At 46.7% G+C, this 12,307-nt stretch carries 16 protein-coding genes; 15 read left to right on the top strand and 1 reads right to left on the bottom strand.

The annotated features are described in order from the left end of the window. The first annotated feature begins 98 nt into the window (after positions 1-98). The 5 genes from AR688_RS06345 to AR688_RS06365 all read left to right on the top strand — a co-directional run bounded on the left by AR688_RS06345 (position 99) and on the right by AR688_RS06365 (position 3,384). Entirely contained in the window at positions 99-1,049 is a 951-nt protein-coding gene (locus AR688_RS06345) for a helix-turn-helix transcriptional regulator (protein ID WP_068230629.1), read from the top strand. A gap of 124 nt (positions 1,050-1,173) precedes the next feature. Continuing rightward, on the top strand, positions 1,174-2,220 hold the full coding sequence (locus AR688_RS06350) for a serine hydrolase domain-containing protein (protein WP_068230631.1): 1,047 nt from the start codon (positions 1,174-1,176) through the stop codon (positions 2,218-2,220). Positions 2,221-2,230: 10 nt separating this feature from the next. Beyond that, complete coding sequence (locus AR688_RS06355) at positions 2,231-2,623, top strand: DUF6249 domain-containing protein (RefSeq protein ID WP_068230632.1); 393 nt, start codon at positions 2,231-2,233, stop codon at positions 2,621-2,623. Positions 2,624-2,632: 9 nt separating this feature from the next. Then, the gene (locus AR688_RS06360; RefSeq protein WP_068230633.1) at positions 2,633-3,175 is read left to right on the top strand and encodes an RNA polymerase sigma factor; all 543 of its coding nucleotides are present in this window, start codon (positions 2,633-2,635) and stop codon (positions 3,173-3,175) included. Continuing rightward, positions 3,169-3,384: a hypothetical protein gene (locus AR688_RS06365; RefSeq protein ID WP_068230634.1), complete on the top strand. Its 216-nt coding sequence runs from the start codon at positions 3,169-3,171 to the stop codon at positions 3,382-3,384. Before AR688_RS06360 ends, AR688_RS06365 begins: the two co-directional genes overlap by 7 nt. A 23-nt stretch (positions 3,385-3,407) precedes the next feature. Here AR688_RS06365 and AR688_RS06370 read toward each other — a convergent pair whose 3' ends face one another. After that, positions 3,408-3,752 (bottom strand): YajD family HNH nuclease, encoded by a 345-nt coding sequence (locus AR688_RS06370; RefSeq protein ID WP_068230637.1) that lies wholly within the window; start codon positions 3,750-3,752, stop codon positions 3,408-3,410. Positions 3,753-4,118: 366 nt separating this feature from the next. On the opposite strand from AR688_RS06370, the gene AR688_RS06375 reads away from it, so the two are divergent. From AR688_RS06375 to AR688_RS06420, 10 genes are all read left to right on the top strand, one after another. Beyond that, positions 4,119-5,099, top strand: coding sequence for a catalase family peroxidase (locus AR688_RS06375; protein ID WP_068230640.1), 981 nt, complete (start codon positions 4,119-4,121; stop codon positions 5,097-5,099). Further along, the gene (locus AR688_RS06380; protein ID WP_068230643.1) at positions 5,092-5,616 is read left to right on the top strand and encodes a cytochrome b; all 525 of its coding nucleotides are present in this window, start codon (positions 5,092-5,094) and stop codon (positions 5,614-5,616) included. The genes AR688_RS06375 and AR688_RS06380 overlap by 8 nt, the downstream gene beginning before the upstream one ends. Before the next feature lie 80 nt (positions 5,617-5,696). Next, positions 5,697-5,891, top strand: a complete 195-nt coding sequence (locus AR688_RS06385; RefSeq protein ID WP_068230646.1) for a hypothetical protein — start codon at positions 5,697-5,699, stop codon at positions 5,889-5,891. 157 nt (positions 5,892-6,048) lie between these two features. Further along, complete coding sequence (locus AR688_RS06390; protein WP_068230649.1) at positions 6,049-6,630, top strand: HutD/Ves family protein; 582 nt, start codon at positions 6,049-6,051, stop codon at positions 6,628-6,630. Positions 6,631-6,836: 206 nt separating this feature from the next. Next, positions 6,837-7,754: a hypothetical protein gene (locus tag AR688_RS06395; protein WP_068230651.1), complete on the top strand. Its 918-nt coding sequence runs from the start codon at positions 6,837-6,839 to the stop codon at positions 7,752-7,754. Next, positions 7,745-8,350, top strand: coding sequence for a hypothetical protein (locus AR688_RS06400; protein WP_068230654.1), 606 nt, complete (start codon positions 7,745-7,747; stop codon positions 8,348-8,350). Before AR688_RS06395 ends, AR688_RS06400 begins: the two co-directional genes overlap by 10 nt. A gap of 182 nt (positions 8,351-8,532) precedes the next feature. After that, a complete protein-coding gene (locus tag AR688_RS06405) occupies positions 8,533-9,465 on the top strand; it encodes a hypothetical protein (RefSeq protein WP_197412128.1) in 933 nt (310 codons plus the stop codon). Positions 9,466-9,551: 86 nt separating this feature from the next. Next, on the top strand, positions 9,552-10,298 hold the full coding sequence (locus AR688_RS06410; RefSeq protein WP_068230658.1) for an esterase/lipase family protein: 747 nt from the start codon (positions 9,552-9,554) through the stop codon (positions 10,296-10,298). Between the two features lie 161 nt (positions 10,299-10,459). Next, a complete protein-coding gene (locus AR688_RS06415) occupies positions 10,460-11,338 on the top strand; it encodes an SDR family NAD(P)-dependent oxidoreductase (protein ID WP_068230660.1) in 879 nt (292 codons plus the stop codon). 205 nt (positions 11,339-11,543) lie between these two features. Next, entirely contained in the window at positions 11,544-12,197 is a 654-nt protein-coding gene (locus tag AR688_RS06420; RefSeq protein WP_068230663.1) for a hypothetical protein, read from the top strand. Positions 12,198-12,307 lie beyond the last annotated feature (110 nt).

The raw sequence follows: 12,307 nt of genomic DNA on the forward strand, positions 1-12,307 counted from the left end.
CTGTAAAACTAAAATAGGACAGAATGCGTCCTAATTGTCGGTTATATTTGTGTTTTACAGTAGCGACAGGAATAGCCAATGTTTAAGCGCAGATACCAATGAGCGGCCCGACTATCCGTGTGCTTAGCCTGCTTGAGCTGCTGCAATCACACGGCCGTTTAAGCGGCACCGAGTTAGCTGTAAGGCTGGGCGTAGATAAACGCACAGTGCGGCGTTATATTCAGGCGCTGGAGCAGTTAGGTATTCCGGTTACTACCGAGCAAGGCTGCGATGGCGGCTATATGCTGGTGGCCGGCTTTAAATTGCCGCCAATGATGTTTACCAATGATGAAACCCTGGCGCTGTCGCTGGGCTTGTTGGCCGCACACAACCTTAATCTGGCCGATACACAAGCGGCTATCAGCAGTGTTCAGACCAAGCTGGAGCGGGTTATGCCGGCTAAGTTGAAATCCCGCTCCCGCGCTATTGCCGACACTATTAAGTTAATATTGCCGGCATCTGACGCTGAAACAGCCGGCCAGCACTTAGCGCCGTTATTAGATGCACTGGAGCAGCAGCGTTCGGTTACTATCCGTTATGCCTCTTATCAACAAGCGCCGGTTGCCAGGCAAGTTGACCCTTATGGTTTGTTATTTCGCAGCGGACGCTGGTATATGAGTGGCTATTGTCACCTGAGGCAAGAACTGCGTACCTTCCGGCTCGACCGCCTGCAACATATAGAATTGCTGGACCATAGTTTTAACCGGCCGGCTCAATTTGATTCGGCCGAACATTTTACCCAGAGCTTGTACGGCATGCCGGGCAATATAGATGTGCAGGTTATGTTGCATACCGATAAACACACTGCTGCACAGGCGATGGGGGAAACGGCATCGATGTTAAAGCCGCAGGCCGAGGGCTTATTGCTAAACACCCGCACCGACAGCTGTTATTGCTTAGCACAGTGGTTAAGCCAGCTGCCGTTTGATTTCAGCATCATTGAACCGCCGGAACTAAAGCAGGCGCTAAAGCTGCAGGCTGAGCGTTTACTGCATATCGCCGGGCGCTAAAGTAAGCGAATATATGTTTAACATTGCACTTGGATAACCGGCTGCGGAAAAATATTTTGCCGAATTAAATCCAAAGCGCATCCGGCGTGCATCTAAGTTTCAGATTAACTCACCGGAACTTATTATGACGCTTAAACTAAATGTAATTCGCCACTGTGCTGCACTGTGTTGCAGCATTCTTTTTGCTACAGGCCTGTTAGCTAAGGAGTTACCGGCTGAAGCGACCACTATCGTTAGTTTGCTGCAACAACATAAGGTGCCGGCGCTGGGCCTTGGCATTATTGAACATGGCAAACTGGTGTCCACTCAGGTGTATGGCGAGCTGACACCGGGTACGCTGGCACCACAAAATACCCTGTTTAAAGTGGCCTCGTTAACCAAACCTGTGGTAACCATGCTGACTTTGCGCTTGGTTGCAGCAGGCAAGCTGCAGCTTGACGAACCCCTTGCCGCCTACTGGGTTGACCCGGATATTAAAGCCGACCAGAAGCATTTATTGCTGACACCACGGATTGTGCTGACGCACCAGACCGGCTTTGCCAACTGGCGTTATTTGGAAGCAGACAACAGATTGCGTTTTCAATTTAAACCAGGCACGCAACATCAGTATTCCGGTGAAGGCTTTGAATATTTACGCCGCGCACTGGAGCACAAATTTGGCCAATCGCTCGAAGCCCTGGCACAGCAATATGTATTTGAACCCGCAGGTATGACCGATACCTATTTTTGGTGGTCACAAGGGGTTGATGAACACCGCTATGCCCGCAACCACGACAGTAGCGGCAAGGCGTTTGCAATCGAAAAATACTACAAGGCAAATGCCGCCGCGAATTTGATCAGCACGGTAGAGGATTACAGCAAGTTTATGCTGTTTGTAATGGCACAACAGCAGGCAATGCCGGCGGTGTATCAGGACATGCAAGCGCATCATGTCAGCATCGGGCCACAACATTATTTTGGTCTGGGCTGGGAGATTTTCAGTGGCTTTGCCGGCGATGAGTCGCTGCTACTGCATAGCGGCCGTGACCCTGGTGTGTCCACCTTAGCCGTCTTCTCAGCGCAAAGCCAAAACGGTTATGTGATTTTTATGAATGGTGATAATGCCACAGCGGTACTTGAACAGCTGCTGCCCCGGTTGTACCTTGGTGCAGAATTGTGGCAACGAAACTAAGCATATAAGTATGAATGGACAAGAATGGGCAGAAATTTTGGTGCCGCTTATCGTCTTCAGCGCCCTGGTCGCGCTGATGGGGCTAATACTGCTGTATAACTACAAGAAAAAGCGCCTGTTTTTGCAGATGGTGGAACGCTCACTACAACAGCAGCTAACCTTGCCGCCAGAGACGATCCGTGAAGTGGCGCTGCACTTTTTTTCCGCCAACCGCGATACCCGTAAAGGGGTGTTCTTGTTGGTGCTGTCAGGCAGTATTCTGGCGTTTTCGTACTTTGCCGATTTTCGCCAAAATGGCAATCTGGACTTAAACGACGCGTTAAACGGCATTGCCATTCTACCGGCGTTGTTGGGGCTGGCGTTTTTACTGCTGGCCCGGCTTGATCGGCAAAGGCTGAATTAAGATCATGCTGTGTCGCTAAAACAGGCATCGGTTGAGCAACTGGTTGCCCTTGTGCAGGTGTCGGGCGATACGGCGGCCTTTAATGAGCTGTTTAGCCGCTATGACACTAAGTTGCGCGGCTTTCTGGCGTTTAAATCTGCCGGTCAGCGTCACGACATCGATGATTTGGTGCAGGAAACTTACGTTAAAGCCTTTTTAAATATTCAGCAGTTTCAACAACAAGCGCAGTTTTCTACCTGGTTACTGCGGATTGCTATCAATGAAATGCTGCAGGCTAAACGCTCAGGTAATATTTTCTCCAGGCTCAAAGATCGCTGGTTCGCTGCAGAGCCCGACGCGCTAAGCCATACCGACAACACCGCCGCGCATCTGGATGCCGCTACGCTGATTGCGACGTTATCAACTATTCAACAGCAAGTTTTTGTTTATGCTGAGTTTTATGGGTATTCGCAAACTGAAATCGCAGCTAAACTACAGATCCCGCTGGGTAGTGTAAAAACCTATATGATGCAGGCACGCAATACGCTGGACAGGAGTAACGCCTCATGCTGAAACTGACATTACGGCAAAAAATCAGGCTTTGGCTGTGGCAGCACCGGCGCAGCCTGGTCATCATGCTGTTTAGCCTGCCGGCACCGGCACTGTTGTTTGGCTACAACAGCTTGCTAACGCCGGACACTGCGCTATTGCCGCTGCTGACGTTAGCGCAATTGGCCGCCGGTGCGCTGCTTGTAATAGTGGTTATTATTCTGAGCGACTAGCGGGCAGGGTAGTATGTAACAGGCTATTTAGTCTTAGGTTTATTCAACAACGCTTTTAAATCGGCAAAAGGGTTATGGGTAGCCGCCGCCACTTTTTGCTCGGTAGTACCGCCATACAGCACAAATTCGTGGAATTTATTGTGCTCGTTATCATGGCAGTAAATACACAGTAATTCCCAGTTGCTGCCATCGCTTGGGTTATTACTGTGGTTGTGGTCGATATGATGCACGGTTAATTCACGCAAATTAGAGTGTACAAACTCACGGGCACAACGGCCGCATACCCAGGGGTACATTTTTAACGCCTTGTCGCGATAACCCTGTTCTTGTTGCTGATAAGCCTGGGCGCCGCTGTTGGTTTTGCTCATAACTGTCCTTTTTTATTATTACTGCCGCTTATATGTAGCCGGGTTAGCCTGAAGGCAATTATGGCACCGGGCACCATTTTACAGCAATAACCTTGTATCCGATGCTGATATATCACTGCATGGCATAGCGTTAAACCCGCATCGGTTAGGCCGTGTTGGCGAAATATATTGCTTACTGCCCGGGTCTTGTGGTGAGGCACAATCTGGATCCTGCCTATAAGTTGCATGCCTGATGTATTAAAGCCGGGTATTTCTTTTGCCCATTGCTGGTTGATTTTTTTAAATTATGCATTTTGGCTAAGCTAAAAGTGCTTAGACAACATATATCTTAAAATCAAAATAAATTAAAAGATGAGACGTTTCAGTATGAAAAAATTAATCTGGGCGCTGCTGTTAACGCCGTTAATTGGCCAGACAACGGAAGTGCCTGTTAACGTGACCGCACAACAATTTGTCGATTTACAGCAAGGAAATGCTGTTTATCCGGGCTTTCGCCGGGCGCATGCTAAAGGTATTTGTGTCAGTGGTGAGTTTCGTTCGAATGGTCAGCTAAGTGATTATTCAAAAGCACCGGTGTTTCAGCCTGGCGTTACGCCGTTTACTGGCCGGTTATCTATTGCGGGTAACAACCCTACTGCACCTGATTTAAAAGCTCCAGTGCGCAGTTTGGCGCTGAGTTTTTCAATCAGTAGTACCGAGCAATGGCGCCTTGCTATGAATACACCACCGGTAATGGCTGTGGCCGAGCCGCATACGTTTTATCAGCAAATACTGGCTATTCAGGCCGGACCTGCGGCAATAAAACAATTTTTTTCTGAACACCCTGAAAGCAAAGAATTTTTGGCTTGGGCCGCCCAATATAAGGCAAGTGGCAGTTTCGCGTCTGAAACCTATAACAGTATTAATGCTTTTTATCTGATAAACCAGAACGGCAAAAAACAAGCGGTGCGCTGGGTTATGCAACCGACAGTAACTGTAGCTACAACAGACGCACAAGACGTAGATGCACTACAAAATGAAATTGCTAACCGGGTTGCGGCGGGCAATGTGGTATTTGACTGGGTATTTACCCTGGCCGATGCTGCTGATGATGAAAACAATGCCACTAAAGCCTGGCCCGACAGCCGGCAAAAAATTACGGCTGGCCAGATAGTGATAAACAATACCACGGCTCAGTTGGAAGGCGGGTGCCATGCCATTAACTTTGACCCACTGGTGTTGCCAACCGGCATTGAAGCAACAGCAGATCCGATCTTACGTGCACGCTCTTCAGCTTATGCAGAGTCTTATCGCCGTCGGGCAACCGAACAGTTAACAGGTGCATTAAAGGAGCCAGAAAATGACTAACACCGAGCGTTTTTCACTGTCAATGCGCTTATTTCACTGGGGTATGGCGGCATTAATTTTTGCCATGCTAACCGCGGGTTTATTAATGGTGGCATCATTGGATGGCTGGCAGTTAACGGTACTTACTGCACATAAAGTGTTTGGTGTTATTGCCGCACTGCTGGTAAGTATGCGCCTTATAAACCGCCTGCGCCAACCTATACCTGCCTTACCAGATGATTTAAGCCACTGGCAGAAAATGTCGGCACGGGTTTCACATTGGTTACTGTACGGTTTATTGTTTGCCATGCCGGTTTCCGGATACCTGATGCAATACTTTGCCGCCAGGCCTATTGATGTGTTCGGCTGGTTCCGCCTACCTGCAGCACTTAATGTGAATATTTACAATTACGCACTGTTTCGTGAGTTGCACTCCGTATTTGCTATTGCGCTTATCTGCCTGATAGCACTGCATATCGGCGCGGCCTTGCACCATCACATTATCCGAAAAGACAAGGTGTTAAAAAGTATGCTGTAACTGCTTGACCAGTGTAACTTTTTCAGTAAATGTGGGCCCCTGTTTAAGAGGCATAACCCGGTTCAAATGGGGGCAGCTTTGTGCAGCAGCAAGTCGACTTTTTATCGTCTGCCGCACAGCATGGCAGTATCAAAGCGCTGATAAAGCTGTCGCAACTGCATTATGCGCAAACTGTAGGCGAAGATGGCCGCTTACAAGCCTATGCGTTTAACCAGATGATTATGGAACTCACCGATGATACCGACTTGTACAATCGCTACAACTGGTTTCAGTAGCGGGCACAGTCAGTATTTGCGACAGAAGAAATTGAACAGGCTATGGCGATGTCTGACCAATGGTTAAGCATCATCCAGGCCAATGGTACTTTGTATTTGCACAGCAACTAACTGCTGATGCCTGCGCTGGCAGTAAGGTTTTTTTCATTGAGGCAATATGAGTCTAGAAGTGATAGCGCCAGCGCAGTGGCAAACCCAGCGTTGGCAAAACGGTGGTGGCATTACCCATCAGCTGTGCCGGCAGGATGACGAGCACGGGCTTTTATGGCGTTTATCCATCGCCGAAGTAGCCAGTGATGGCCCGTTTTCCTGTTTTGATAATATCGATCGCATAATTTTACTGCTGACAGGCGAGGGCTTTAGCCTGCATGGCGTGGGTGATAACCCGCAGCTGCTGGATGCGCCGCTTATGCCGTTTTCCTTTGCCGGTGAAACTGCCATTCACTGCACGCTGTTAAAGGGCGCAGTGCGCGATTTTAACCTGATGACCCGCCGTGATACGGTGCAGGCACAGTTGAAGGTGCTGACGATTGGCAGTGCTGTACAAACATTGCCGCTAAGCCCGCAAACGCTTATCTATATTGCCAGCGGCAGCATAAATGCTGTGCTGGGCGCAAAGCACATAACGCTGCAAGCGCAGCATACACTTAGCCTGAGTAATGAAGCGGGCATTGTACAGTTAAGCAGCGACGATAGCGCAGAGGTTGTTTACATTGGCTTGTCTGGACCGTCGGCGTAACTATTCAGGCTACCTCTGATTTTTATCATCTACTGGCAGCGTAGTATCTCTATCACTCACGCTAAACCAATGCAGGGGGTATAGCTTCATCCTATCAGTTCCTCAGTAGCTGTTGGTTTTAAATTTCACCAAAAAATAACAAATAAGTTGCAATTATTGTGTTCCTTTCTAAAATAACCTTCTCTCTTTATATACAAGGAATGTTTATGACGGCATATCTGGCACAACAGCAAGCGCAGCGTATTCAGTTTCAACAGCAGTTGGAAAAAGATTTGGCAGAAAGTCAGGCTGATATTTATGTACTGAATGCGCGTGAATTAACAGAGTTTTGGCTTACTGTGCAGCGGCATGAAGGTAAGACACAGCCGCAAATTGAAGCGATGTTCAAAGATTTGACAGGTTTAGATTTGGCGAAACAACTGTTAGCCACTGGTCGTGATTATGGGGCCGCTGGTAACGATTTAGCCACTGTCGTTGTGCTGGGAGCAGACTTAAAACGCGGTAGCCGGTTTTTTGAAACCTACCGGACAGTTAAACAAGGCGGGCAGACATATATTATTTTTAAAGGGAATCATCGGGCCCGCTTAATCATCAAGGGCACACGTTATCTGGCCACTAATACCGTGATGTTGAAAATGGCAATAGGTACAGAGGGATTAAAAAAATCTGCCAAAAGCGGCTTTTTGGTATCGGTAGTTTTCTCGGTTACGTTACATAGCATCCAGTGGTTGTTTGAAGACGAGTACCGTTGGACAAATTGGTTAGCCGGCGTCTCAACCGACTTAGTTAAAATAACCATAGCCAGCGCTGCTGGATATTTTGCAGCTGTAGGTGTTGCAGCTCTAATGGGAGCAACTGTTGTTGCTGTTGTTCCCATCATTGCTGGTGTCGCAATATCCTTACTGACAGGTTATTTTTTAAATGTAATCGATAATCACTTTAAAATTACGGAATCATTGCTCCGCTGGTTTGAATATCAAGAGCGCTCAGTCATAGAAAAGGTGAATGATGGCATTGCCTATATTGTGACCTCATCCGCCACATATGTAAAAAGACAGCTTTACAAAGCCTCAATAGAAAAAATGAATCAAATCTTACGAAGAAATCCTTTGCCATGGCTCTAACTAAATCTCAAAAAAAGGCCGCACTAGGCTTGCTGCTTTTAAGCCTGGTGCTGTTGCCAGTTGTTGTTTGGGGGTTGTTGTTTGACCTGTCATACCATACACAGGCTATCGCAAGTGGTCGCCAGCTTATAATTCACAGCAGTATGCATGGCTTGGCATTTGGCGGAGGTGTTCTTTGTTTAGTACTCATTATTTGGGTAGTTGTAAGGCTAGCTTTTAAGGCGCAGGTATACGAACAAAGGATAAACAGACTGTTTGGCAGATTGATCATAGGTAGCTTTGTGCTAATGCTTACAGGCTACTACGGTATGAGTTTGTACTGGCAAACAAAGATGGCAGCTAAAGGCTACGAGCAATGTCCAGCAAGTACGCTACTATTTACCCGTGTTACTTACAGTGCCTGGACGTTAAATCCTGCACTTTGTTACGACTCTGACGTTAAAAGGATTGTGTTGCGAGGTTCTAGCGGCGAGTCGGAGCAAGTCGAACAAATGTTACAGCAACGGGAAAGACAGCAAGAAGCACGGCGGCAGTTCTTGTTGCAGGAAGAGCAACTGAAACAGCAGCGGCTGCAAAGGGCTGCTGAATCGCAGTAAGAATAAATGAAATAAGCCGTAAGGGCGCATTATTGCGCCCTTAGCTTTTGCAGCAAATAATGCCTTGACCAAGTTTGGTTTTTCGGTAAATGTAATCTTCCGCCAAAAATAGCATCGTTTTTATAAGGTAGTTTGTGCCAGCCCAAGTTAATTTTCCCAATAGGTTTAAGCTGAAAACGCTGTTGGCAGCGTTATTGTTACTGGTTTTAGCCGCTATATGGTTGGCAAACAAATATAGCAGCACAGCACCTGTTGCAGCTGAAAGTGTTAAGCCACAATCCCTGCAAGATAGTCCTATAGAACATCAACCAGCAGAGAATGCTTATACCGTGCACGATATGCTGGGCAGCGAAAAGCCTATTACAGCCACAGATAATGACGGCCAACTGATCATTATGCCAAGGCCGGATTGGGCACTGGATGGCAATTTGTTGGTTCACTTTAGCCAATTAGAGCAGGCTGCAAAGCAAGGAGATACTGAAGCGGCCTATGTGCTGGGTATGAACCTGCACAATTGCTACTTTGCACCAGAAGATGACACTCATCTGGCTGAGCGACTAGAACAAGCTTATCAATTTAACGACAACGGTGTGGCGGTAGCAGAAAATGCTGAGCGCTATGATTTTTGTTTTGGTGTTGATAAACAGCAGCGTAACCAGTTTTATGCTTATCTGGCAATGGCTGCCGACAATGGTTATGTACCTGCGCAGGAGGCGATAGCACTTATCACGCCCGAGCAATATATGCATGCAGCAGGTTATGCCAAGCTTGAACGCAATGATTATGTCGCCAAACGCAGCAGCTTTGTGCAGCAGCAAGTCGACTTTTTATCGTCTGCTGCACAGCATGGCAGTATCAAAGCGCTGATAAAGCTGTCGAAACTGCATTATGCTCAAACTGTAGGCCAGGATGGCCGCTTACAAGCCTATGCGTTTAACCAGATGATTATGGAACTCACCGACGATACCGAGTTGTACAATCGCTACAACTGGTTTCAGCAACGGGCGCAGTCAGTATTTACGCCGGAAGAAATTGAACAAGCTATGGCGATGTCTGACCAATGGTTAAGCATCATCCAGGCCAATGGTACTTTGTACTTACATAACAACGAATAATTGAACGTTAGGTTGCTTGTTTCGATGGACGTTGAAAGGCGTAGCAATAAGGCTATAACTGAGCTTCGGGTAATTTAAGGAATGCAATGCGAATAATACTGTCAGCTGTTTTACTGCTTATATCGTTTAACAGTGTGGCTAAAGACTGTGTTGTGCTGTTGCATGGTTTGGCCCGCAGCGCCGGTGCGATGGATACGATGCAGCAGGCGCTTGATGATGCGGGTTATCATACGGTGAATGTAGATTACCCCTCACGAGAACACGCCATTGAAGTATTGGCGTCAATGGTTATTCCACCGGCGTTAGAGCAGTGCCGGGCTAAGCAAAGCCGTGTTATTCATTTTGTTACCCATTCTATGGGTGGTATTTTGCTGCGCCAGTATACGCAGCATAACACTATCGCAGATTCAGGCCGCGTAGTCATGATGGGGCCGCCAAATCAGGGCAGCCAGGTAGTAGATAATTTAAAAGACGTGCCGGGTTTTGAGGCGTATAACGGCCCGGCCGGTATGCAGCTGGGTACTGGCGCGCACGATATACCCAAACAGCTGGGGCCGGTAAGTTTTGAGCTGGGTGTCATTGCCGGTACCAGTTCTATCAATCTGATATTGTCAAACTTTCTGCCCAACCCGGATGATGGCAAGGTGTCAGTTGAAAATACCAAAGTACAAGGCATGTGCGCGCTGGTTACGGTAGCGGTATCGCATCCGTTTCTGATGAAACGGCAGCAGGTTATCAGCCAGGTACTGCACTTTTTGCGCAGCGGCAGCTTTTTTGGTGACAACGCACAGCAGTTTAGCTGCCCGGCGCAGTTAAAACCGAAGTTAAGTTGATTTAAAGCCTTGACCAAGTTTATTTTTTCGGTAAATGTAACAATAAGTTTAAGGTTCACTAACCTGTTTCTGTGGTTTTTGAAAGATGCAGGCCAAAGGTAAGGCCCGACCCTGAGGTACACTCAAAAGGAATCCTGAGCTGAGACCTACAAGGAAGCAATATGACTGAGAAAGTAACTCGATTGATCTCTCTTTGGCGAAAATTAAAGGTCTGGCGACGCGTCCCAATAGGACCTATAGTCTTAGAATTTTCTTTTTTGAGAAAAACAAAATTAAGACGTAGCAAGAAACAGGTTTCCTACGTAAATCAGAGCTTTCCTGCCTCGGAGCAACAAACTGACTTGGCTGTGGTGTTTGGGGTGGGCCCTGGATTTGGCTATGCATTAGCCCGACGCATTGCTCGAGATTGTCTCAGAGTAGTTTTAGTTTCGAGAGATGTTAATAAATTACAATTTCTTATGGAAGAAATTAGAGTAGCAGGTGGCGATGTTGCTGCCTATACCTGTGATGTCACCTCTGAGTTACTGGTAAAGAAAACTTTTAATGAAATAGTTAAGCATCATGGTACGCCAAGCTTAGTCGTTTATGGTATTCAGAGCTTTGGTTCAGGCGAAGCAATGAATATAGAGTTACCGGCATTCGAAGCCGGTTGGAAGCACAATTGTTTGGGGGCATTTTTAGTTTCAAAGGAAGCTGCAAATTTAATGGTGCCTCTGGGCCGAGGTACTATAGTTCTGATTGGTTCGACTTCATCTGTAATTGGTCGTGAAGGGCATCTCAATTTAGTTGCTGGCAGGTTTGGTCAGCGAGGGTTAGCTCAAGTCCTCTCCAGAGAGTTATGGCCAAAAGGTATCCATGTCTGCCATATGATGATAGATGCAGACATTTTGAGCGAGGATAATTCCAGTGATAATCATCCTCAGGCAGATCCAAATGACATAGTTGACTCTGTAATGTTTTTGCACTGCCAACCAAAGACTGCCTGGACCAGTGAGCTTGATATAAGGCCGTGGAATGAGAAGTTTTGGGAGCATTGTTGACGTCAATTCAATATCGACAAGCTGGCCAGTACACCAAATCAATGTAAGAGCGCATTATTGCGCCCTTAGCTTTTGCAGCAAATAAAGCCTTGACCAAGTTCAGTTTTTCGGTAAACGTAACTGCAAATTTAAGTCAACTAAGCTGTTAATTGCACAGGGCAAGTCCGAGCAAATCATGTACTCGGTTTTTATTAGGGAAATATAGATGAAGCACTTGAAAGGACGCTGGAAATCTTTGATCCGGGGCCCTATACACATCATCTCAATGCTGGCCATTTCATTGTTCACCTTTTTGTACTTTAGATATTCTCAAACTTGCTGGGAAAACTACGATTTTGCTTGCATGTCCTCAGATACCAGTGAGCTTGTTTGGAAAGTTGCAATAGCTTTTACTCAGTTTTTGGGTATTGGGTTTTTGCTCTTCGATTTAGATAAAAAATTGAACTCGCTTACGGGCACTAAATTAGTAGGATGTTTTTTAAACAAACTAAAAGCGTGGTGGCGTTTGTGGTTTAAGCAGCATTACAAGTTGACCGCAGAATCAATGCTACCTGATCTACATAGTGCGTGTAATGTTGAATTTATCTTAAGAAAGGGGAATCTTTCAATCGATCAGCGACTGTCAGAGATTGAAAAATCGCTTGAGATACACAGAAAAGCTATCGCTAAAGAAGCTGATGAAAGAAGACGGCTGGAAAGCCACGTTAATGAGAGTGTTAAACGGCTTGAATCTGATATTGAGCAGCGTAGTGACCACGTGCTGGGTAAGGTGAAGGAAATTCATGTCGGTGGCTATACAATGCAGGCTTGGTCAATTTTTCTGATTCTATATTCTGCAGTACTGGGTGTATTTGTGTAAGTCCAACCTATTGTAGAAAATTGAATTTTTGCCTTAGGGATTTACGCGCCAATTAGAACTTACCACCATTCGCCTTTCCCCACGACACCTTGTATAATACGCGCCCTTGA

This window comes from Rheinheimera sp. EpRS3 (assembly GCF_001513785.1).
GTDB lineage: Bacteria > Pseudomonadota > Gammaproteobacteria > Enterobacterales > Alteromonadaceae > Alishewanella.

Excerpts from the sequence above, each read along its gene's own strand:
- AR688_RS06345 (WP_068230629.1), top strand. The coding sequence starts at position 99 with ATGAGCGGCCCGACTATCCGTGTGCTTAGCCTGCTTGAGCTGCTGCAA.
- AR688_RS06350 (WP_068230631.1), top strand. The coding sequence starts at position 1,174 with ATGACGCTTAAACTAAATGTAATTCGCCACTGTGCTGCACTGTGTTGC.
- AR688_RS06355 (WP_068230632.1), top strand. The coding sequence starts at position 2,231 with ATGAATGGACAAGAATGGGCAGAAATTTTGGTGCCGCTTATCGTCTTC.
- AR688_RS06365 (WP_068230634.1), top strand. The coding sequence starts at position 3,169 with ATGCTGAAACTGACATTACGGCAAAAAATCAGGCTTTGGCTGTGGCAG.
- AR688_RS06370 (WP_068230637.1), bottom strand. The coding sequence starts at position 3,752 with ATGAGCAAAACCAACAGCGGCGCCCAGGCTTATCAGCAACAAGAACAG.
- AR688_RS06375 (WP_068230640.1), top strand. The coding sequence starts at position 4,119 with ATGAAAAAATTAATCTGGGCGCTGCTGTTAACGCCGTTAATTGGCCAG.
- AR688_RS06380 (WP_068230643.1), top strand. The coding sequence starts at position 5,092 with ATGACTAACACCGAGCGTTTTTCACTGTCAATGCGCTTATTTCACTGG.
- AR688_RS06390 (WP_068230649.1), top strand. The coding sequence starts at position 6,049 with ATGAGTCTAGAAGTGATAGCGCCAGCGCAGTGGCAAACCCAGCGTTGG.
- AR688_RS06395 (WP_068230651.1), top strand. The coding sequence starts at position 6,837 with ATGACGGCATATCTGGCACAACAGCAAGCGCAGCGTATTCAGTTTCAA.
- AR688_RS06400 (WP_068230654.1), top strand. The coding sequence starts at position 7,745 with ATGGCTCTAACTAAATCTCAAAAAAAGGCCGCACTAGGCTTGCTGCTT.
- AR688_RS06410 (WP_068230658.1), top strand. The coding sequence starts at position 9,552 with ATGCGAATAATACTGTCAGCTGTTTTACTGCTTATATCGTTTAACAGT.
- AR688_RS06415 (WP_068230660.1), top strand. The coding sequence starts at position 10,460 with ATGACTGAGAAAGTAACTCGATTGATCTCTCTTTGGCGAAAATTAAAG.
- AR688_RS06420 (WP_068230663.1), top strand. The coding sequence starts at position 11,544 with ATGAAGCACTTGAAAGGACGCTGGAAATCTTTGATCCGGGGCCCTATA.